At 46.3% G+C, this 22603-nt stretch carries 18 protein-coding genes; 10 read left to right on the top strand and 8 right to left on the bottom strand.

The window, feature by feature from the left end; genetic code table 11:
* Window positions 1-143: 143 nt before the first annotated feature.
* The 5 genes from dxs to KCO92_RS05610 are packed head-to-tail and all read right to left on the bottom strand — an operon-like array spanning window position 144 to window position 6234.
* Complete coding sequence (gene dxs, locus KCO92_RS05630; RefSeq protein WP_199766096.1) at window positions 144-2042, bottom strand: 1-deoxy-D-xylulose-5-phosphate synthase; 1899 nt, start codon at window positions 2040-2042, stop codon at window positions 144-146.
* 1 nt (window position 2043) lies between these two features.
* On the bottom strand, window positions 2044-2841 hold the full coding sequence (fliH, locus tag KCO92_RS05625; protein WP_104695220.1) for a flagellar assembly protein FliH: 798 nt from the start codon (window positions 2839-2841) through the stop codon (window positions 2044-2046).
* Entirely contained in the window at window positions 2834-3862 is a 1029-nt protein-coding gene (gene fliG, locus KCO92_RS05620) for a flagellar motor switch protein FliG (protein WP_104695192.1), read from the bottom strand. The genes fliH and fliG overlap by 8 nt, the downstream gene beginning before the upstream one ends.
* The gene (gene fliF, locus KCO92_RS05615) at window positions 3863-5566 is read right to left on the bottom strand and encodes a flagellar basal-body MS-ring/collar protein FliF (protein ID WP_104695191.1); all 1704 of its coding nucleotides are present in this window, start codon (window positions 5564-5566) and stop codon (window positions 3863-3865) included.
* Window positions 5567-5574: 8 nt separating this feature from the next.
* Window positions 5575-6234 (bottom strand): phosphatase PAP2 family protein, encoded by a 660-nt coding sequence (locus KCO92_RS05610; RefSeq protein WP_233709701.1) that lies wholly within the window; start codon window positions 6232-6234, stop codon window positions 5575-5577.
* 199 nt (window positions 6235-6433) lie between these two features.
* Between KCO92_RS05610 and napA the strand changes: the two genes are divergently transcribed.
* Genes napA through napH form a run of 3 tightly spaced genes read left to right on the top strand, consistent with a single transcriptional unit; the run spans window position 6434 to window position 10813 of the window.
* The gene (gene napA, locus KCO92_RS05605; RefSeq protein ID WP_104695189.1) at window positions 6434-9244 is read left to right on the top strand and encodes a periplasmic nitrate reductase subunit alpha; all 2811 of its coding nucleotides are present in this window, start codon (window positions 6434-6436) and stop codon (window positions 9242-9244) included.
* 4 nt (window positions 9245-9248) lie between these two features.
* Complete coding sequence (gene napG, locus KCO92_RS05600) at window positions 9249-9977, top strand: ferredoxin-type protein NapG (protein ID WP_104695188.1); 729 nt, start codon at window positions 9249-9251, stop codon at window positions 9975-9977.
* Window positions 9977-10813 (top strand): quinol dehydrogenase ferredoxin subunit NapH, encoded by an 837-nt coding sequence (napH, locus tag KCO92_RS05595; protein WP_104695187.1) that lies wholly within the window; start codon window positions 9977-9979, stop codon window positions 10811-10813. Before napG ends, napH begins: the two co-directional genes overlap by 1 nt.
* A gap of 25 nt (window positions 10814-10838) precedes the next feature.
* Here the strand turns inward: napH and KCO92_RS05590 are convergent, their stop codons facing one another.
* The 3 genes from KCO92_RS05590 to KCO92_RS05580 are packed head-to-tail and all read right to left on the bottom strand — an operon-like array spanning window position 10839 to window position 14076.
* Window positions 10839-11840 carry an outer membrane beta-barrel protein gene (locus tag KCO92_RS05590; RefSeq protein WP_104695186.1) on the bottom strand — a complete coding sequence of 334 codons (1002 nt, stop codon included), beginning with the start codon at window positions 11838-11840 and terminating at the stop codon, window positions 10839-10841.
* Window positions 11840-12829 carry a tRNA dihydrouridine synthase gene (locus KCO92_RS05585; protein ID WP_104695219.1) on the bottom strand — a complete coding sequence of 330 codons (990 nt, stop codon included), beginning with the start codon at window positions 12827-12829 and terminating at the stop codon, window positions 11840-11842. The genes KCO92_RS05590 and KCO92_RS05585 overlap by 1 nt, the downstream gene beginning before the upstream one ends.
* Before the next feature lie 14 nt (window positions 12830-12843).
* Entirely contained in the window at window positions 12844-14076 is a 1233-nt protein-coding gene (locus KCO92_RS05580; protein WP_104695185.1) for a tRNA nucleotidyltransferase/poly(A) polymerase-related protein, read from the bottom strand.
* A gap of 26 nt (window positions 14077-14102) precedes the next feature.
* Here KCO92_RS05580 and queC point away from each other — a divergent pair, with 26 nt between their 5' ends.
* From queC to KCO92_RS07595, 7 genes are all read left to right on the top strand, one after another.
* Window positions 14103-14834: a 7-cyano-7-deazaguanine synthase QueC gene (gene queC, locus KCO92_RS05575; protein ID WP_104695184.1), complete on the top strand. Its 732-nt coding sequence runs from the start codon at window positions 14103-14105 to the stop codon at window positions 14832-14834.
* A 63-nt stretch (window positions 14835-14897) separates the two neighbouring features.
* Window positions 14898-15752 carry a DnaJ C-terminal domain-containing protein gene (locus KCO92_RS05570; protein ID WP_104695183.1) on the top strand — a complete coding sequence of 285 codons (855 nt, stop codon included), beginning with the start codon at window positions 14898-14900 and terminating at the stop codon, window positions 15750-15752.
* Between the two features lie 10 nt (window positions 15753-15762).
* A complete protein-coding gene (locus KCO92_RS05565; RefSeq protein ID WP_104695182.1) occupies window positions 15763-16128 on the top strand; it encodes a heat shock protein transcriptional repressor HspR in 366 nt (121 codons plus the stop codon).
* A 130-nt stretch (window positions 16129-16258) separates the two neighbouring features.
* Window positions 16259-17320 carry a phospho-N-acetylmuramoyl-pentapeptide-transferase gene (gene mraY, locus KCO92_RS05560; protein ID WP_104695181.1) on the top strand — a complete coding sequence of 354 codons (1062 nt, stop codon included), beginning with the start codon at window positions 16259-16261 and terminating at the stop codon, window positions 17318-17320.
* A 69-nt stretch (window positions 17321-17389) separates the two neighbouring features.
* The gene (murD, locus tag KCO92_RS05555) at window positions 17390-18622 is read left to right on the top strand and encodes a UDP-N-acetylmuramoyl-L-alanine--D-glutamate ligase (protein WP_104695180.1); all 1233 of its coding nucleotides are present in this window, start codon (window positions 17390-17392) and stop codon (window positions 18620-18622) included.
* Window positions 18619-20517, top strand: a complete 1899-nt coding sequence (locus tag KCO92_RS05550; RefSeq protein WP_199766159.1) for a mechanosensitive ion channel family protein — start codon at window positions 18619-18621, stop codon at window positions 20515-20517. Before murD ends, KCO92_RS05550 begins: the two co-directional genes overlap by 4 nt.
* Before the next feature lie 164 nt (window positions 20518-20681).
* A partial coding sequence (locus KCO92_RS07595) for a methyl-accepting chemotaxis protein (protein ID WP_281728040.1) occupies window positions 20682-22603 on the top strand: 1922 nt, incomplete at its 3' end.

Genomic DNA, 22603 nt, shown 5'->3' with positions numbered 1-22603 from the left:
CAGCAAAGCCTTTCGAGCTCAGAAACGCTGGTTTCTGTTAGTTAGGAAGCTCCTCCCTTTAGGGAGGAGCGGTTCACGGATATGTAGCAACGGCAATAAGCCAAGACTTCTATCGCTCTTTGAAAACAAAGTGGTGGAGTCTGTTAGCGAAGATGGCACGCGTCACTAGAAAGATCCCTTAAACTTTCATGGTCTTGGCGTACCCTATCCGCCAGGCTCACAGGGTCGATTCCTAGACTTTGTTCAATCAAAGTTGTGTTGCCATGAGAAACGAAGAAATCGGGCACTTCAAAACTTTTAAAGAGAGTGGGAAGGTATCCTATCTGAGCCATAAATTCTAGCAGCGCACTTCCCACACCGCTTATGCAGTATGAATCGCTAAAAACATAGATTCGAGAATAAGAAGTTAAGATTTCCTTAAGGCTTGTGTCCAAAGGTTTTAAGAAACATAGGTCCAGTAACGCAATATCTAGGTTTTCTTTGGCTAGAATTTTAAGAGTTTGGTATGCGCGCCCCACCCCATTACCATAGCCCACGAATAAAATATCCTTCCCTCCCTTTAGCAGCACACTCTTAGCGTAGGCATAGGGAGTTGCTTCAAACATTCCCTCCGGGAGCAGCCAGCCTCCTCGTGGATAACGAAACGCACACGGACCCACATGGTATTCTTTGGCAAAGGCAATGGCGTGTTTTAATGAGGCGTTATCACGGGGGGCGAGCAAGACCATGTTGGGAATGGGACGCAAATAGGCAATATCTAGCAGGCCTTGATGAGTCTCGCCATCCTCACCCACAATTCCTGCCCGATCGATAGCAAATTTCACAGGTAAGGACATAATAGCCACATCGTGCACAATTTGATCAAAAGCTCTTTGTAAAAAGGTCGAATAAACGCTCACAAAAGGCTTAAAACCCTCTTTAGCCAATGCGGCCATAGAGGTTACGGCATGCTGTTCGGCAATGCCTACATCCCAAAAGCGATCAGGATAGGCATCTATGAGCTTGCCCAGCCCTGTACCCCCTGGCATCGCCGCTGTAACCCCAACAATTTTTTCATCTTCAGAGGCAGAGGCAAGTAAGGCATTCGAATAAATCTCTGTAGGACTTAGGGGCTTAGAAGTATCTTTAGCGCTCTTGGGTAATCCCGTAGCTAAATCAAAGGGACCTACTCCATGCCATTTTTCATAGGGTCCTTCAGCGATCTTATAGCCCTTGCCCTTTGTAGTTTGGGCGTGGATTAACAAAGGCACTTTGGTTTCTTTGGCCAGTTTGAGCGCTTGCACAACGGCTTCTAAGTCATGCCCGTCTATAGGACCCATGTAGCTAATCCCCAATTCTTCAAAGAGGATCCCCGGTGTGATGAGTTTAAAGGACTCTTCAAAGCGATTAGCCAAGTAATTTACCCCTTCTGGCATGGATTTTAGCACAGCCTTTATCTTATCGCGGAAAGACTGGTAAAGCGGGCGAGCCATGAGCTGGGAAAGGGCATTGCTAATTGCTCCAATGGGTTTAGAAATGCTCATCTCATTATCGTTTAAGAGAATCACCAGAGGGTATTTGCGATCACCTAGCTCATTGAGTGCCTCATAAGCCAGCCCTGCGCTCAAGCTCCCATCCCCCACGATTGCAATGGGAACATGTGTCTCGCCCTTAAGCGCATACGCTTTAGCTACTCCCACACCCACAGAGATTGCCGTAGAGCTGTGTCCAGCGATAAAATAATCATAGATCGACTCGCCAGGGTGACAAAACCCGCTTAAGCCGTGTATCTGGCGTAAGGTGTCGAAACTCTCAAAACGCCCAGTTAAGAGTTTATGTGCATAAGCTTGATGGCTGGTGTCAAAAATAAAAGGGTGCTTGTCTTTATCAAAGACACTATGCAAGCCTACAATCAGTTCGGTCGCCCCTAATGATGAGCTTAGATGCCCTCCTTTAGAACTCACCACTTCTAAAATGCGCTTACGCAACAATGTGCACAGCTTCTCAAGTGCTGCACCCTCTTGTTCGAATACTTCAAATTCTCTCACCGGCACCGCTTCCATCTCATACCTTTAGATTATCTAGCACGCTTTCCTTGAGATTTTTATAGCGAGTCATTAAATTGCCATCGATATTCCCTTGAGAGCTACTGATAAGCACGCCTCCCTTGGCAATGGCATCATTGGGCTCTAACTTGATTTTTGGCATCTCTTTGAGATGCTGGGAAAGATAGGGGTAATCCAGAGTGTTGACTTTCAAGCAAATATCCGTCGCATCCATGATATTTTGTAAAAGTTGCTTGGCTAGAGCTAGCGCAACTTCTTGACTCTTTTCTTCCACTTCTTTGACAATAACCTCTTTGGCGATTTCCACAGCAATCGCGCTCAACTCCTTTTCTAATGTCTCTAGGTGGGTTTGAGATTGTTGCATCTGTTGATCGATCGCGCTCAAGGATTGCAGGAGATGCTTTTTCTCTTCGTCGATGCCCGCACTTAGATCATCCTTAGCCTTTTGCTCTCCCTCTTTAAAGCCCAGCTTGTAGCTATCTTCTCTAGCTTGCTGTAAAAGGGTTTGGTTTTCCTCTTGGCTCTTTTCAAATTGCATTTGCAGCTTGGCTAGATGGCTGGAGAGCTCATCGGTTTTTTTGAGCAAACACTCCACGAGCTCATTCTCCAGTTGAATGGAACGCGTGAGAGGCTCTAGGGGAGGTTCTGGAGGTGGTTGGGGCGCAACACGGGGCGTATCTTTATCAGGCTCTGGCTCGGAGGGAAAATCGGTAATGGATTTAAATTCGTAACGCGCAATAGTATGCTTAGAGAGATCGTCCTTAGCGATCAAATTCTCTTCACTGAAATTATTCAACAATGTCTTCTTCTCCACCCATTTGGATAATGCCTTTTTCAGCAAGCGATTGGACTATCTCGATGATCTTGCGTTGAGCGGACTCCACATCTTTAATTTTTACTGCCCCTAAGTAGGCCATTTCTTCAATGAACTGCTCGCTGGCACGGCTACTCATGTTGCTCAAAAATTTAGCCTTGAGCTCCTCTGTAGAGGTTTTGAGCGCCAAGGTGAGGTCTTTTTTATCAGCTACTTTGAGGATTTCGCGGATGGCGAAGTTATCCAAGCCAGAGATGTCTTCAAAGGTGAACATCATCTCTTTAATATCATTGGCCAATTTGGCATCGATGTTTTCAATGCGCGCCAAGGTTGTCTTGGCCGCCTTTTGACCTAAACGGTTAAAGATTTCGGCCACTGCTCTAAGACCGCCCACTTCGACCTTATAGCTCGTGAGAGCTTCTAGTTTATTCTCTAAGACAGTAGAAACCCGCTTGACAACCTGAGGGGAAATATCCCCCAAACTCGCCATTCTGATACTCACTTCTGCCTTCATATCGTCGGGGAAAAAGCTGAGCGTTTCAGCGGCATTGGGAGACTCCATGTGAGCTAAAATGAGCGCGATGGTCTGAGGGTGTTCGTTGATGATAAAGTCGGCAAGCTGCTGGGGTTTGATACGCCCTAGATAGGCGAAGTTTTTCTGAGTCTGTAAGCTACGACTGAGCTTCTCCAAAATCACCTTAGCCTGCTCTGGTCCGAGTGCTTTAATCAAGAGTTCACGCGCGTACTCCAAACCTCCGCTATTAATGTATTGGTTAGATTGTAAAATTGCAAAGAATTCTTCTAAAACCGCTGCCCCCACAGCCTTATCCGTGCCATCTAGCTGGACAATTTGCTTACTAATCTCGGTAATAGAATCTACATCCAGATGGCGCAAAATCCCTGCTGTGGCCTCTTCGCCCACTTGAATGAGCAAAATTGCAAGCTTTTCAGACATTGTAAATTCATCTAATTGGGTTTTTTGTCTGGGAGTTAGCTTTGCCATCTAGTTTCCTTTTGTACTGGTAATCGCCACCTCATCTTTGATGAGTAATTTGAATAGAGAAGCCACTTCCTCAGGCTTTTCCTTAAGAGCTCCTTTAACGCGCTCTAGCATAATATCATACTTCACATCTTCTTCATCAAAACTCGCGCTCAAGCCCAATTGATCCTCCACTTTTTTGCGCATCTCTCCAAAGCGATCAACTTCTTCATCATCATCTTCATCTGCTGCAAAAAGGGATTGCACCTGTTCCTCCTCATCAGGGTGGATTTCTAACATGCGTTGGCTGAAAGGCGTGATGACTTTTTTATAGAAGACATAGAGAATCAATCCAATAATGAGATATTTAAAGAGAGATGTAAAGGGTCCTACATACTTCTCCGCAGTATTGACAAATTTCTCATAGGCAGTCATGGGCACATACTTGGTGGCTTTGGCATTAAACTCGAAATTGCTTACCGCCACCGCATCCCCTCGATTTTGGTTATAGCCAATTGCCTGTTTAACAAGCGCATTGATCTTATCCATCTCCTCAGCACTTAAAGGAATATACTCGATCGTCTCTGTTCCGTTTTTGTCCACTTTTTTGTAACGCCCATCAACTACAACGGCCGCATTTAAACGGGTAAGCACCCCAAATTCCCCCTTGATTTCACTTACTGTCTTGCCCACCTCATAGTTGGTAGTGTTTTGGGATTTTTCGTATTTTTCTCTGAGTTGATCGTTAGCGACACCTTGCACAGGTCCGATATTGCTCACCACCCCGGGCACACCCCCTACTTCCTTTTTAGGGAAGCCTTCCTTTTTCTCCTCCATGGTCTGTTCGCTGCGCACCACATTATTGGGATCAAAGGTTTCTTTAGTGCTTTTCCTTTGACTGAAGTCAAATTCGGCGCTCACCTTGGCCACGACCTTATCCCGCCCCCCTACAATAGGGCTGAGGATGTTAGAGATTTTACTTTCGAGTAAATTCTCAAAATTCTGCTTGTAGTGGAGCTGGGCTTGAGCCAACTCTTTTGTGCTATCTAATTCATTGTCCTCTCCCAAGGGTTCGCCATTCTCATTGACTAACTTCACATTCTCTACAACAAGTTTGGGCACAGAAGCGGCGATCAAATTCTTGATACCAATGATCTGTTTGGGCAGTAGGCGCATGTTGGGTTTGATCTTGAGCATTACTGATGCAGTGGGCGGGATTTCCCGACTCACAAACACGCTATCTTTAGGAATAGCGATGTGCACACTGGCCTTATCTATAGGCGTGAGACTCTCAATGGTGCGGCTGAGTTCCCCTTCAATGGCACGGATATACTTGATATTTTGATCAAAATCTGTCGCGCCAAAATCCTTCGTATCAAAGATTTCATAGCCTACTTTACTGGTTTTAGGAATCCCTTGAGACGCTAAAGAAATACGCTCTTCATAAATGCGATCCTTGGGGATCAGAATAGTGTCGTCTTTGGGAATTTTATAAGGAATTTGTTTTTGTTGCAGGTACTGCAACACTAGGGCATTATCGCTATTGTCCATTCCTTCAAAAAGCACGCCGTAATTAGAAAAATCATCCTTACCCCGAGTGGGGTAAACAAGCAAAAAGATGAGGAAGGCTACCACCAGCACAAAAGCTGTAACAATAGTGATTTTTTGTGCTTTATTGAGCCTAGAAAACAGATCGATAATCTGTTGAAATAAACTCTTAAGATCCACGCGCTACCCTATACTCTTCTAGCGTTTTTTGGCCATCCCACATACAAGCCCATCGAACAACACACCCAGGTTACACCCATCAAAAACCCTCCTAACACATCGGTGGGATAATGCACCCCTAAATACACTCTTGTATACATCATTAGGTAAATCCACAGTAATAAGATGAGGCTTAGAGCCCATTTGGTGCGTGTTTCCATAGAACTCACGCACACCAAAACCAATAACGATCCATAAAACAAACTGGCAGCTAAGGCATGTCCGCTAGGATAGCTAAAACCATGCGCCAAATGTATTTCTCCATTTGTACTAGGCCTAGGACGCGCGATCCAGAGTTTCAAAACTTTGAGTGTTGTCTCGCCTAGAACAATGCTCAAGAAAAAAAATAGCCCAAATACTTTATCTCTTTGGACAAAAATGTAAAACAAACCTACTAGCGCCGCCAAAGTTAATGTGAACTTAGACCATGCAAAAAAGGTTGCCACGCTGATGAACTGCACATAGCCACTCCCAGGAACGGGAATGGGGTGAGTGCGCACCCAAGAAATCACGGTGTGATCCAAATGCTGCACCCATTCTTGGTGGGTTTTGACAGCAAATGTTTCCACACAAAACAACACCCCGCACACACCCCCCAATAGCCATACAAAACCAATCCACCGGTACACAGAAAGTGGTAACCTGCGCGCCCTGTGCGTCAGATGTTTGTAGGGACTCCCCATTTCGTATCTCTCCATTGTATTGTAAGCCCGCAATGTACGCGATCATAGCCAAAAAATGATAAAAATTAACTATAAACACCCCTAATCGCTCATCTTAAACGAATTTTAGAATATAATAGCTCCCTATCATTATAAGGAGTGTTGCATGACGGGTCCACGCGAAATACAAGATAATTCCAGACGCGAGTTTTTAAAATCTGCGGCCATCACTTCAGCTTTAGGTAGCGCAGGGCTACTCACTCCCCCAAGTCTAGCCGCTAAAGCGCAGCAAGCGCAGGCAGGTTGGAAATGGGATAAAGCAGTATGCCGTTTCTGTGGCACGGGCTGTGGAATCATGGTCGCCACCAAAGGCGATAAGATCGTCGCTACCAAAGGCGATCCGCTTGCTCCCGTCAATAGGGGTTTAAACTGCATCAAGGGTTATTTTAACGCTAAGATCATGTATGGGGCTGATCGTTTGGTGCAACCTCTTTTGAGAGTGAATGAGCAAGGTGAATTTGATAAAAAAGGCAAATTTAAACCCATCTCTTGGCAACGCGCCTTTGATGAAATGGAAAAACAATTTAAAAGGTATTATCGGGAATTAGGCGTTACGGGGGTAGGGGTTTTTGGAAGCGGGCAATACACAATTCAGGAAGGCTACGCAGCCAGTAAATTAGTCAAAGCGGGTTTTAGAAGCAATAATATCGATCCCAATGCACGCCACTGCATGGCCAGCGCGGTGGTGGGTTTTATGCAGACTTTTGGGATTGATGAGCCCAGCGGGTGTTATGATGACATTGAGGCCACGGACACCATCATCACCTGGGGGGCCAATATGGCAGAAATGCACCCTATTTTGTGGTCTAGGGTGAGCGATCACAAATTGAGCAATGCCGATAAGGTTAAAGTGGTTAACTTGACCACCTTCACCAACCGCACTTCTAGCATGGCGGATATGGAAATCATCTTCACCCCTAACACGGATCTAGCCATTTGGAACTACATCGCTAGAGAAATCGTCTATAATCACCCTGAGGCAATCGATCAAGATTTCATCGACAAGCACATTGTCTTCACCACCGGTTATGCAGATATTGGCTATGGCATGCGATCCGATCCCAATCATCATGGCTTTAGAGCAAGTGAAAAGGACACTTTAGAAAAGCAAAATGCTATTACTTTGGACGCAGAGGAGGCGATTGCTCTCAAACACTTAGGGGTTAAGGCAGGCGATGTGCTGCACATGCAACATCAAAACGAAGCGGGCAAACACTGGGAGATCACCTTTGCCCAATTCAAAGAAGCCCTAGAACCTTATACCCTGGATTATGTGGCCCAAGTGGCTAAGGGAGATGCCAACGAATCACTAGAGAGCTTTAAGCACAAATTGCAAAATCTTCTCAAACTCTACATCGAAAAAGATCGTAAAGTAGTGAGTTTTTGGACAATGGGTTTCAACCAACACACACGGGGTTCTTGGGTGAATGAACAGGCTTACATGGTGCATTTTTTGCTGGGCAAGCAAGCTAAACCGGGTTGTGGGGCGTTTTCTCTTACAGGTCAGCCCAGTGCTTGTGGCACAGCTAGAGAAGTGGGTACTTTTGCCCATCGCCTGCCTGCAGATATGGTCGTAACTAACCCCGAACATGTCAAAACTGCCGAGAAACTTTGGCATGTACCCCATGGCACCATCAATCCCAAACCCGGCTATGACTTTTTGGCCATGATGCGTGCCCTAGAAGATGGGAAAGTCAAATTTATTTGGGTGCAGGTCAATAATCCTTGGCAGAATACCGCCAATGCCAATCACTGGATCAAATCTGCTAGAGAGATGGACAACTTTATTGTGGTGAGCGATTGCTACCCGGGGATTAGTGCCAAAGTGGCGGATTTGATTCTGCCCAGCGCGATGATTTATGAGAAATGGGGGGCTTATGGGAATGCGGAACGGCGATCCCAACACTGGAAACAGCAAGTAACCCCAGTAGGACACGCCATGAGCGATACGTGGCAGATTTTGGAATTTGCCAAGCGCTTTAAACTCAAGGAGGTTTGGGGAGAACAAAAGGTTAATGACAAACTCACTTTGCCCAATGTGTTAGCCCAAGCACACAAAATGGGTTATAAAGACAGCGATACGCTCTATGATGTGCTCTTTGCTAATAAGTATGCCAAACGCTATAAAAGTAATGACCCTATCGCCAAAGGTGCACCTAATTCTGAAGTGCATGGGGATAAGCGCCATGTCGTGGGCAGTGATGGCAAGCCTTTTAAGGGCTATGGCTTCTTCATCCAAAAATACCTTTGGGAGGAGTATCGCAAGTTCGGGGAGGGGCATGGGCATGATTTAGCGTATTTTGATGCCTACCACCATGTTAGAGGTTTGCGCTGGCCCGTAGTCAATGGCAAAGAAACTCTTTGGCGTTTTAACACGCAATACGACTACTACGCCAAAAAGGCTGCCCCGGGTAGTGATTTTGCTTTCTATGGCAAGGCGGGCAAAAAACTCGTCAGTGGGGATCTCAAAGCTCCTACTACCACCACGCCCAAAAGCCTAGAAAACAAGGCTAAGATTTTCTTTAGGCCCTTCATGAAAGCCCCTGAACGCCCCAATAAAGAATATCCTTTCTGGCTGGCAACAGGACGGGTTTTAGAGCATTGGCATAGCGGCACGATGACGATGCGCGTGCCTGAACTCTTTAGAGCTGTGCCTGAAGCCTTGTGCTACATGCATGAAGAAGATGGCAGAAAACTGGGGGTTAATCAGGGCGATGCGGTGTGGATCGAATCGCGACGGGGCAAAGTCAAGGCGCGGGTAGATATGCGTGGGCGTAACACCCCCCCGATTGGTTTGGTTTATGTGCCATGGTTTGATGAGAATGTCTTCATCAATAAGGTGTGCTTAGATGCCACTTGTCCACTCTCCAAACAAACCGACTACAAGAAGTGCGCCGTGAAAATCACTAAGGTCTGATCTCATGCAACGGCGCGCCTTCCTGCAAAAGGCGATTGGGGGGGCGTGTTTGTGCGCTGGGGGTGCGCTGTTTCTAGGGACCTTGCTCAAAGCAAAGCGCACCTACGCGCTCAGACCTCCGGGGGCTGAAAATGAAGCCCGTTTCTTGAGCGCGTGTGTGCGTTGTGGGCTATGTGTCAAGGCCTGCCCCTATGATACGCTTAAACTAGCTAGTTTGCTAGACACTCCCAAGATAGGCACCCCCTTTTTTAACGCACGCCAGGTGCCCTGCTACCTTTGCTCTGATATTCCCTGCATTAAAGCCTGTCCCACAGACGCACTCGATCACCAGCACTTAGAGCCTAGTCAGGGGATCGCCTCGCTGAAGATGGGAATTGCGGTGGTGGATTCGCACTCTTGCGTGGCGTTTTGGGGAGTGCGCTGCGATGTGTGTTATCGCGTATGCCCCTTGATTGATAAGGCGATCAAGCTAGAGCTCAAACACGATGACCACACCAAACACGCCTACATGTTGCCCGTAGTAGAACCTAGCGTGTGTGTGGGTTGTGGGCTGTGCGAGCGCGCGTGTATCACTAAAGAGCCCGCTATTCGGGTTCTGCCTAGTGAGTTTGTGAGCGGGCAAGCCGATACGCACTACATTAAAATGGGGGCGCCCACCCCTTCCACCACACCACCCCCTAAAACCCCCCATAAGGACGACCCCATGGATTATCTCAATCAAGGCGATCTGTAGTGCGCTACCTCGTGGCTAGGCGCGTGGTGCAGGCAGGAATCTTAGCCCTCTTTGCGTGGGGCGGGGCGCATGCAATTTTGACAGGCAATTTGAGTGCGTCTGTGCTCTTTAATCGCGTGCCCTTGAGCGACCCTTTTGCCGTGCTACAAGTCTATTTGGCTAGTTTGCAGATGAGTTTAGGGGCACTGCTAGGTGCACTCATCATTTTAGGAGTCTATGGCTTGATTTTAGGGCGCGCTTTTTGTGCATGGGTCTGCCCAATCAACCCCATTGTAGATAGTGCATCTTGGGTGCGGCGCAAACTAGGGTTTGTGCGGGCGTATATGTCTATTCCCAAAGCCACGCGCTATGTACTCTTAGCCTTAAGCCTTATTCTCTCCTTTGTGCTATCCTTACCTGCTTTTGAGAGTGTGTCTTATATTGGCATTGTGCAAAGGGGGATTATCTTTGGTACGGGCGCATGGGTGGGGGTTGGGCTTTTACTCTTCTGTATTGATACCTTTATAGGTGATAAACTCATTTGCTCACATCTATGCCCCTTAGGGGCGTTTTATGCGCTCAGTGGGCGTTATGCGCTCTTGAAAGTACAGCACCACGCCATGCGTTGCACCAAGTGCGATCTGTGTTTGGAAGTGTGCCCAGAGGCGCAGGTGTTGTGGATGGTGGGCTTGAAAAGCGCGGCGGTAAATTCAGGGGAGTGCACGCGCTGTGGGCGTTGCATTGAAGTGTGCGAGGACGACGCGCTAAATTTCTCTCTGTTAGACTTTAAGGGGAGTTTTAAAAAGAAATCCAAAGAATCGCTAACCAGTACCTCATCGCTACCCAAAACCCTTTGAAGTCTATATGAACGCGTACCTGGTTCTAAAACAGGTAAGCATAGCCCACATAAAATTGCCCATGGGGCACAAGGCTTAGAGATTGCTTGAGAGTTTGCTGTGTGCCCACATTACTGTTGCCATAGTTATACCAATTCTGTGCGCTGAGTTTGTAGTAGGGAATCTTCCATCCTACAATGATGCGGTTGTGTTGTCCCATGTAAACTTGTGTGCCCACATTCACAAAAAAACCACTACCTGCGGCCAAAAAGCGGGTCTTTTTGCCCAGTGCCTGGTTGAAAAAACGATCGCTCCAGAACATGGTGTATTCCACACCTCCCCCCACAAACATGCCCACTTTGAAAAAAAACATTTTGGAGTAGATTTTCTTAATCCAAATATCCAAGGGAATATTTAAAAAAACATCCACATTCAATCCAAAACTCAGCACATGGGCCCCCTGTTGCAGCAGACGCTTTTGTGGATTGGGAGTAGGACAGATTCCTAGAGGATTTTGCGCGCTTAAGGGAGCGCAGGGGGAGCTATACCCACTGGGTACAGCTAAATCCCCTCCAACATTTTTAAAACCATCGGGTAACTTGCCATTGACAATCGTTTGGGGAATCACATCTCCAGTTGCAGGATCAATGGCCTTAAGATACTGGGGGCTGTAATTCTTGCCTCCCTGATTGATGGTTTTATTCAGAGCACCTAAGTAGGCATTGATGTATTCCAGCGTGCCATAAACACGCATGCCGCTTACAGCGAATTTATCAAAAAAAATCTCATCACCCACAGTGTAGGTAAATGCAAAATTAGCTTGCTTATCCACATTGTAGTAGCCTGTAATCAGATTGCCCTTGCACAGATTTTGAGGACAAACAGGCTTGCCATTGGGATTTACACTGGGATTACTCATGCTTGTCTGTTCGCTAAAACTGCTGGAAAACCCTTTGGCAGAACCCAGTCGCGCACCCGTAAAGATGTGATTCTTCACAGCCCACAACCCCTGCACCAAGCCCAATAAAACAATGATTTGAAAGCGCATCAACAACTCTGGTTATTTAAAGAAATAATTTGAGGGAAGTCGTGCAAATCCTGCGCATGGCTAAAAAACTCCTCCACCTGCACGCGCGCCGTTCGCGGATCGCTCATGCTATTGACAACCCCCTTAAACGCGCTCGCCCCCGCATGCCCCTTAGCATAGGCGTGCAAATTCTTGCGAAACATTACAACCCCCCTCTCCCCATAAAATTCTACCATCTTATCAAAATGTTCTAAAACCAAATCTTTTTTAAGCACAGGGGGAAGTTCTTGGGTGTTGTGCTTGATTTGCCAAAAAATCCAGGGCTTAATCAAGCTTGCCCGCCCAATCATCACCCCCTGTGCCCCCGTGTAGGCACGCACCTCTTGAGCTTTTTGCACGCTATCAATCTCGCCATTAACAATCAAAGGCTTGTTTAGAATTTGGCGCATCAAGCGCACACTCTCATAGTCGATCTTTTCCTTCTTGTAGCGATCCGCACGCGTACGCGCATGCACCACCACAAAATCCACCGGAGCATCATTAAGCGCGTGGGCAATCTCTTCTGGAATTTTGCGTTCAAATCCCAAGCGCACTTTCACACTGGTGTAGGGCTTCTTAGTGTGATCGCGCACCACTCTTAAGAGATGGACCAAATGGTTTAAATCCTTGAGTAACCCACTCCCATTGCCATGATTGGCCACTTTGGGGGCTGGGCAACCACAATTAAAATCCACAATATCGATCCCCTCCACCTGGTTGAGCAATTCTGTAGCCCTCTGTACAATCTCCACCTTAGAGCCGGCAATTTGCACGCTAAAGGGGTTTTCATGGGGAGATTTTTCCAACATTTTGGCAGTCTTCTCAAAGGCATGCACGAGCGCGTGGCTGCTTACCATTTCACTAACGGTGATATCCACCCCAAAGCGTTTCACCACACTTCTAAAAGGCAAGTCTGTATAGCCCGCTAAAGGCGCTAAAAACAATAGATTATCAAATTGGAGTTTAGACATAGGGGGCATTCTAACTAATTTTCTCTTAACCAGCGGTATTCTTGGATGTATTGCAACAACGCCCCCTTGTCATTACACACAGCCTCACACATTACCCCCTCTAAGCATGCCTTCAAAAGCGTGCCAATTTGTGCGCCTTGAAAACCTAATCCCAGTAAGTCTAGGCCATTAATCGCTAAATAACGCAGAGAATAGACTTCGCGGTTTTTTAAAATCTCCTTGAGTTCGCTTTTTAAGCATGCGCTCAAAAGGGGGTCTTGGGTTTGATAAAAGCCTAAAAGCGCGCGCAGCTCGCCTAAATTGAGGCTTTGTAATTGTGTTTTGAGCCATAGACGAGAGTTTTCTACAGACCCTAGGGGGAGATGGGCATGCAGTTGGCACAGGGATTGAGTGAGTTTCTTAGAAAATCTTAAACGCGTGCAAAAATCTAGCAAGGTTTGTCTATCCCATGATTGACAGATCAACAAGAGACGGGCACGTAAGTTAGGCGGGGTTGTGTCTAAATAATCTAAATGGGTAAAGTGCGCTTGTAGGGCATTCTTTAAGATAGCTTGAAATTGCGCGCAGATAGTGCTAGCAAACTTCCCCAATAAGAGTTTAAAAAATTCTATGCGGATACGCTCTTTGCTAATGCTCTCTAAAAGGGAGGAGCGATCCCAAAGGGCTTTTTGGGTAGCAGACTCAAGGGAAAAACCCAAAACACTAGCAAAGCGTAGAGCTCTTAAAATCCTCAACGCATCTTCTTGTAGACGCATAGCAGGATCGCCCACTAATCTTAATTGCTGGTTGGCTAGATCGTCTAACCCGCCATGCAAATCGAGCAAACCCTTTTGAGGATGAAAGGCTAGGGCGTTAATGGTGAAATCGCGCCGCGCTAAATCGCTCTCCATGGACTTTACAAATTTTAACGCGCTGGGGTGGCGGTGATCGCGATAGAACCCCTCTTCTCTAAAGGTAGTGATCTCAAAAAGGCGATCTTGATAGAGCACGCCCAGCGTGCCATAAGCAGACCCCAATTCTATTAAACTCACTCCCTCCATGCCCTCGAAAATCATCTTAAGCTGCTCAGGGGTTGCACTACTGGCTAGATCATAATCCTTGGGTTTTTTGCCCAAGAGTAGATCGCGCACACTTCCCCCCACGATATAGATTTCAAAACCACTCTGTTCGATCATTGTATGCAGAGTTAGCAAGTTTGGAGGTAGAGCGTGGCTCAAATGCAAAAAAGCGGTGTCCCAATCTGCCATGTTATAATGATGCTAAAAGACTAAACATGTTTAATCCCTTTGACCTAGAAAAAATGCTTGCGATTCGAGATTTCAAAACAGATACCTGCGTGCTCTGTTTTAGCGGGGGGCAGGATAGCACCACTCTAGCCATTTGGGCTCAACGCACTTTTAAACAAACCTATTTGCTGGGCTTCAATTACGATCAAAAACACGCCATTGAGCTCGCCCAAGCGCGCAAAATCGCATGCATGCTAGAGCTACCTTATAAGGTGCTAAGTTTACCTTGTTTGCAGGAAATCAGCACCTCTGCCCTTTTTGCACACACTCCCCACGCGCTCAACACCCCTCATCCCCAAGCCCAAAACCTGCCTAGCTCCTTTGTACCCGATCGCAACGCGCTCTTTATCACTCTCGCACACGCTTACGCCTTTAATTTAGGCGCGCAGGCGGTGTTGCTAGGGGTGTCTATGCAGGATTATAGCGGGTATTTTGATTGTCGGCAAAATTTTATAGAAAGCCTGCAAACTAGCTTAAATCTAGGGGCTTTTGGCACACAGGAGGGAATCAACTTGCTAGCTCCCTTGATGTTTGCCAGTAAAGCCCAAGAGTTTCAGCTCGCCCACGCTTTGGAGGGGCTAGAGTTGATCTTAGAGCACACTCATACCTGTTATGAGGGAGTGCGAGAAAAACGCCATGGGTTTGGCTATGGGTGTGGGATTTGTCCTGCATGCCAACTGCGCCAACAGGGCTATGTAGAGTTTTTAGACACTAAATAAAATTGATACTACAAGACTAAAGTTTTATGCTATAATATTTCTAATTTTTATAAAAGGACAACAATGGGAAAGAGTTTATACCAAACTTTAGAGGTGAGCGAGAATGCCAGTCCGGAGGAAATCAAACGATCTTATCGCAGATTGGCGCGCAAATACCACCCCGATCTTAACAAGGGCAAGGAAGCCGAAGAAAAGTTTAAAGAGGTCAATGCCGCCTATGAAATCTTAAGCGATAATCAAAAGCGTGCTCAGTATGATCAATTTGGAGACAACATGTTTGGAGGGCAGAATTTTAGCGACTTTGCCCGCACGCAGGGGAGGAATGCGAATTTTGATGACATCTTATCCCAAATCTTTGGAGGGGGTGGTTTTGGGGGTTTTAATACGGGTTTTAGGAATACGGGCTTTGGCTTTAATCGGGAGATTTTGGATATTCAAGTTGATTTGCAGATCAGTTTGAAAGAGGCGGTGCTAGGCACGCAGCGCAAGATACAGCTCTCTGCTAATGAGAGCTTTGAGATCAAGATTCCTGCGGGTGTGAAAGAGGGTGAGGTGTTGCGCGCGCGGGGCAAGGGACACCAACAAGCGGGCATGCGTGGGGATGCACTTTTAAAAGTGCATGTGTTGGAGGATGGGGAATATACTAGAAAAGGGGATGATCTCATTAAAAACTTTGATGTGCCTTTAAAAACAGCGTTGTTTGGGGGCAAAGTAGATATTCAAACCCTCTATAAAGATGTGTCTTTGAAGATTCCCCCTAATACTAAAAATGCCCAAAAATTCCGTCTGAAGGAACTCGGGGTTAAAAATCGCAAGAGTGGACACATGGGCGATTTATATTTGAACGCCAATGTGGTCTTGCCCCATACCGATCACATGAGCACAGAGGTTAAACAGGCTCTACAGCAGTTGCCCTAAAGGATCGCCCATGCTAGATTACGACGCACCGCTGTACCTGATTAGTGTGGTGGCTAAGATTTTAGGGGTGCATCCCCAAACTCTGCGCCAATACGAGAAAGAAGGTCTAGTAGAGCCCAAACGTACAGATGGCAAGATGCGCCTCTACTCCCAAAGAGATGTGGATAAAATCAAGACAATTCTACGCCTCACGCGCGAATTGGGCGTAAATTTGGCTGGGGTGGATATTATCTTGCGCCTTAAAGATCGCCTAGATGAGCTCGATCGCCTCAATGAAGAATTACAAGCCCATTTACAAAAAAACGCCCCAGCGCAACCAGAGACTAAACGCCTTGAAAAGACTTCCTACGAATTAATCTTATTTAAAAAGACTTAGAAATATGGGCATCGTAAGTCATGGACTTTAAAGCCATGCGTTTGTGATTGGTAGTGAGAATTTTTCGCAGGAAGTGGATTCAGCAAAATTGAGCATAATACGAGCTTGATCTTAGTTTCAAAGACGCACAATGCTCTACTATCTCTACACATACTTTGGTGTAAACATCTTTCAATACCTGACCTTTCGGGCAGGGTTGGCGTTTTTTATCAGTTTTTTTGCTTGTGTTTACTTAATGCCTCTTTTCATTAGATGGGCTAAAGCCACGAAAGCCAGCCAGCCCATCTCAGATTTCATTCCCCATCAGAATAAAAAGGATACACCCACGATGGGCGGGGTGGTTTTTTTAGGCACTACTATTATCTCCTCCTTACTCAGCGCGAGATTGGACAATCCCTTCGTGCTTTTAGCTCTTTGGAGCTTACTCGCCTTTGGGGCTATTGGCATGCAAGATGACTACACCAAGATTCGCCAAAAGAAGAATGCAGGCATCTCCTCCAGACTCAAAATGGCCCTGCTTTTTGGGGTTTCCTTAAGCATTGTGGGCGTGCTTTACACGCTCATTTCAGAAAAGAACCTCTATGTCCCCTTTTTGAAAACGCCCCTCTTTTCCTTTCAAGACCATCCCATATTGTTACTGGGGTTTTGGGTGCTCGTCTTTCTCTCGACCACGAATGCGGTTAATCTCACCGATGGTCTTGATGGTTTGGCGACTGTGCCTAGTATTTGCGTCTTGTTGAGTTTAAGCGTTTTTATCTATGTTGTAGGCAATGCCGAATTTAGCAAGTATCTTCTCTACCCCAAAGTGCTCCATAGTGGCGAGGTGGTGGTGGTGTCTTCCGCATTGATGGGAGCACTATTGGGTTTTCTGTGGTTCAATGCCTTTCCAGCTGAGGTGTTTATGGGAGATAGTGGGAGTTTGGGGATTGGGGGATTCATCGCCTACATGGCTATCATTACAAATAATGAAATTTTGCTCATTTTAATGGGGTCGATCTTTGTCCTAGAAGCGATGTCGGTGATCCTGCAAATTGGAAGTTACAAGGTGCGCAAGAAGCGCATTTTTCACATGGCTCCCCTGCACCATCACTTTGAATCCAAGGGTTGGCCAGAGAACAAGATTATTTTGCGTTTCTGGATTGTAGCAATTTTGAGCAATCTTGTGGCCTTGCTCAGCCTTAAAGTGCGCTAGGTCTAAACCATATTTTGTAGTTTTTGTGTTAAACTTAAAAAGTATAATCATAATTAAGTGGTGGATGCAATGATCTCTTTGCTTGGGTATGGACGCACTAACAAGGCTTTTGCCGCCTATTTTCATCGGCATGGCATGTCTTGCACGATCTATGATGACAATGTCCACACTCCTGCAACCACCCCTCATAATCAGCCCTTGCTCCCCTCTGCCACCTTTGACCCCGCGCGCTCTAGCGTGGAAATTGTCAGCCCGGGTATACCCCCCCATCACCCTCTAGTTTTAGCGAGTCAGCACTTGGTGAGTGAATACGATTATGTCGCACAGATCAGACGCCCCGCATGCACCCTTTTTGTGAGTGGTACAAATGGCAAAACCACCACGACCGAAATGCTGGGCTTGCTCTGTGAGCCCTTTGAAGCTCAGGTGGGTGGAAATATTGGAGTGCCTCTGATCAATTTAGATGCACCAATTTGGATTTTAGAGAGCAGTTCCTTTAGTTTGCACTATACGCAACACTACGCCCCTGATTTCTACATTCTGCTCCCCTTGGCCCAAGATCACCTCAACTGGCATGGCACTTACGAGCACTATGTGCGCGCAAAACTCAAGCCATTGGGCTTGATGCGTGGAGGCAGTCCTGCGTTTTTACAAGCGTGCTTGCAAACCCATCCCCTCGTGCGAATGGCCTTGAAGAGATCAGATGCACCCACACTCATTTTTTATGAAAACTCTACCCACTTGGCCCAGCAGATGGGCTTGGAGCTTGCCAAAGTGCGCTTTGAAGAACCCTTTCTATTAGATGCACTCTTGGCTTTAAGCGCGACTAAATTAGCCTTTAACACCATTGATTATGATCGCCTCAATAGCTACGCTCTCCAACCCCACCGCCTAGAAGTCTTCCAAGATGCGCAGGCGCGCACATGGGTCAATGATAGCAAGGCGACCAATGTAGACGCTACACTCAAGGCTCTGGCGCGTTTTGCCCATCGTTATGTACACTTGATTGTGGGAGGGGATAGCAAGCAGATGGATTTAACCCCCTTGTTTGAAACATTGGCGCATATGCAGGTGCAAATCTACACCATTGGCACTAGCGCAGCTTTGATGTCTGAGATGGCGAAGAAATACGGCGTGAATGCGCTGCATTGTGGAGATTTAGCCAGCGCCGTGCATGCGATCAAAGCCTCTTTAAAGCGCGACCAGATCGCATTGCTCTCACCCAGCGCAGCCAGCTTGGACCAATTTAGTTCTTACCAGGAGCGCGGCGATCTCTTCAAGAAATGGGTCTTAGCACCATGATAGGGTGGGTGCGCGCATTCTTACTGAGCCTCTTATGTGTGTGTGGTTTGGTGCGCGCAGACAGCGATCCAGATGCGATCGATCTCTATATCCTCTTAAAACAAATCAAACAACTCAATCAGGTGATTGCGCACTATGAGCAAGACCCCGCTAGACGCTCTGAGGTTCCCCTTTTTAGCGATCAAAAGAACGATTTGATTCACACTTTTGCGTTGCGTTTATTGCGTAATCAAGAGCATATAGGGATCGATATCCAGAAAAACTTACAAAAACAAGCGCAGCTCAAGCAAACTTTGCTCAAGAGCAGTAAGGGTAATGATATTTACGCCTACATGCTCAGCACTTTGGAGCTCAGGAATTTAGAAGCCGACCAGCAAATGTATGACTTCTTAGAGAAATTGCGCACTTCGTTGGATTTCTTTAGCCAAGAAAAAGATGTCAAAACCTTGAGCATGGCTGTCTTGCTAAAATTTGAGGGAGCCATGGCTAAAACCTATGTCCTTCCTACTGATTTGAACACGCTCAACTTGCACCACCTTCAAGATACGCTAGATGACTATAAGCTCAAACTCAAGACCTACTTAGAAGTGCTCCACTACATCCAACAGCATCCCGACCAAGTGCTCTCCAAAAATATTCTTCTTAGTATCGATATGCAATGGATTTTAGAGCGCATCGCTGCCATACTAAACAAGCTCTTTCCCAGCTCGCATGGGCTTCAGAGTGCTAAAATTTTGCTCTCTCTTGCCTTGCTACTAGTCCTACTCACCTTGAGAAAACTCGCCACCACCCTTTTTATGAAATTCCTCGATCTCTTTGTGCGCTTTAGCCGTAAAAACGAACAAGTGCAACAGAGAATCCGCAACAGCATCATCACCCCCATTTCTACTTTCTTGCTCATCTATAGCTTTGATATCTCTATAGATATTTTGCACTACCCTCACCCTACGCCCATCAAATTTAACATGTATTTGGGGGTGATCTACATTTCTTTGCTAGGTTGGCTGGGTATCGCTTTGTTTAAGGCTTATGGTGCGGCTCTACTTGCGACTCTAGCTTCCAAGCGCAATGGCTTTAGACGCGAGGTGGTCAACCTTATCCTCAAGGTAGCCTATTTTTTCATTGTAACGATCACAATTTTAGCAGTGCTCAAACAGTTAGGATTCAATATCTCGGCTATCATCGCCTCGCTAGGGATTGGAGGTTTGGCCGTGGCATTGGCAGTCAAGGATTTGCTGGCTAATTTCTTTGCCTCAGTCATTCTGCTCCTAGACAACTCCTTTGGGCAGGGAGATTGGATTGTATGTGGCGATGTGGAAGGCACGGTGGTGGAAATGGGTCTTAGGCGCACGACGGTGAGAGGTTTTGACAACGCGCTCTTATTCGTGCCCAATTCTGAGCTAGCGGGGAAATCCATCCGCAACTGGAATCGCCGCAAAGTGGGGCGCAGGATCAGAATGAGTATTGGGCTGACCTATGGCTCTCCTAGAGATAAGCTCGTCCAATGTGTCCATGCCATCCGCACCATGCTTGAGCAACACCCCAAGATTGCTAAATTCTCCGATTTAGATGCGTCTACCAAGCAGGAGTTGAATGCCCAGCAGGATTACATGATGGATCGCGAACACATCGTGTCCATGGACGATCTGATGGGCTATAAATCCAACCTATTTGTCTTTGTGGACAATTTTGGGGATAGTTCGATCAACATTTTAGTGTATTGCTTTTCTAGGACGGTGATTTGGGGAGAGTGGTTGGCGGTTAAAGAGGATGTCATGCTCAAGATCATGCAGATTGTCGAAGAACTGGGCTTGAGTTTTGCCTTCCCCTCCCAGAGTGTTTATCTGGAAAGTGTACCTAAGTCTTTAGGCGCTCGCGAAGTACCCAAATGTTAGAGGTATTTGGGTTTACCACCACTACCCATGGGCGCAACTTTGGGCACTCTCTGTCATAGATACTTAAGCATATGTTGGTGTTGTGCAGGGATTTAATCGTATTTTTTGCAAGAAATGATTAAATAAAAAATGGATATCCATTTGAACAAGAAAGGAAGAATGTCATGCTAACAAATCTCAAACTCGGAACCAAGAGTGTTTTGATGATTGCTATCATTCTGATCGTTTCTTTTGTGCTGGTAGGAAGCTATTTTACACATGAGGCAACAGAAATGTTGATTCATGATGCCAATCGGTCAGTCAAAAACCAAGCATTTAACCGAGCTAAGACAATTACCTTAGTGCTCAATAACCTGGCGCAATCTTTGACTCACTACACTGCCTATTTTTCGGATGATGGATTTGCTTTCCTAAGAGACGCAGAAGACAAAACACTTCAGGATAATGTTGAAAAACTGGTGCTCAACAAGCATTTTATACGCCAAGCATGGCTGGTATTCTTGCACGATAAACAGCCTTACAGCAGTTACGCGTCCATAGAAGAACCAGATAACACTGTGCGCTCCTATCGCAACTCCCCCTCTATTTTGCAATCCCCCTTGATTACAAAAGTGCTGGAGAGTCAAAAGCCTACGCGTTCCTCTACTGATTTTACTGCTTTGCTTGATGGGACCAAGCGTTTTGGCACTACCATTGCCATGCCTATTATTGACGAGCACGGTGCACTTGTCGCAGTAGCGGGTGTTTTCATCAATATGGAGCTCTTGCAGAAACAGTATTTCCCCACAGAAGTAGCAGAAAATGGCTTCTTTATGGGGGGAGGTAATCGTATTTTTGCCATCAATCGCAATCATAATCTGCAAGGCAAGGCATTTAGCGAGGTCATGTCCGGCCAAGAAGTCCAAGAAATTGAAAACTTCAGGGAAAATGCTAAAGAAGGATCGAGTATGTTGGGCACTTTCTATTCTGATGTGCTCCACTCAGAATCAATCCTTGCACTCTACACTTTTCGCCCTTTTCAGAATATTTACCAAGGGCATAACTGGATGATTGGAGCTGTCATCTCCAAAAAAGATCTGTATCAACACATCTCGCGTGTGCGTCAGGGTGTTACTATCATTGTGGCGATTTTGCTCGTCATCACAATGGTAGTGGTATTCTTATACATCCATTACAGCGTCGTGAAACGCGTTAAGCATGTCTCTATAACCCTGGATAAGTTCTTTAAACTACTCAATCACGAACAGGTGCAGATCACGATCTGTCATTCCAAGCAAAATGACGAGATAGGCGAGATGTTTAAGGCAATCAATGAAAATGTGCTCAAGATTCAGGAGAATTTCCAAAACGATAACGCGATCATGGCAGATGTGATCTCTGTGGCCTCTGCTGTGGAACAAGGCGATGTTACCCAGCGAATCCAAGCGAAGGCCAGCACACCCCATCTCTCTAAGTTGATTCAGACCATCAATACCATGATTGACTTTTTAGAACAGCGGGTTGGAGCGGACTTAAACCGCATTTTAAATGTGGTGCGTGCCTATCAAAATTTGGATTTTACGGCGAAAATTGAGAATGCTAAAGGGGATTTTGAAGTTGCTACTAACCAGCTAGATTCTGAAATTGTGAAAATGCTGATCACCTCTTCGGGGTATGCCAACACACTCAATGACAGATGTCAGGGACTTAAATCCAGCATGGATGAGCTGGCTACCAAATCCGCCCAACAATCCCAAGAGATCAGACAGACTACGCAGAACATCGAGGTAATTACCCAAAATATCAGCTCTGTGAGCTCTAAGAGTGATGATATGATCGCCCAAAGCCATGAGATCAAAAATGTAGTGGAGATGATTTCAGAAATCGCCGATCAGACCAACTTGCTCGCTCTGAATGCCTCTATTGAGGCCGCGCGCGCGGGTGAACATGGGCGCGGCTTTGCGGTGGTGGCCGATGAAGTGCGTAAACTTGCTGAGCGCACCCAAAAATCTTTAGGTGAGATTGAGAGTAATATCAATGTCTTGGTGCAATCTATTGTAGATAATTCCAGTGCCATTAAAGAGCAGGCAGATGCTGTGCTGGATAT

The organism is Helicobacter salomonis, assembly GCF_017979425.1.
In the GTDB taxonomy this organism is placed as follows: Bacteria; Campylobacterota; Campylobacteria; order Campylobacterales; family Helicobacteraceae; genus Helicobacter; species Helicobacter salomonis.
This window is presented reverse-complemented; position numbering and strand designations above follow the sequence as displayed.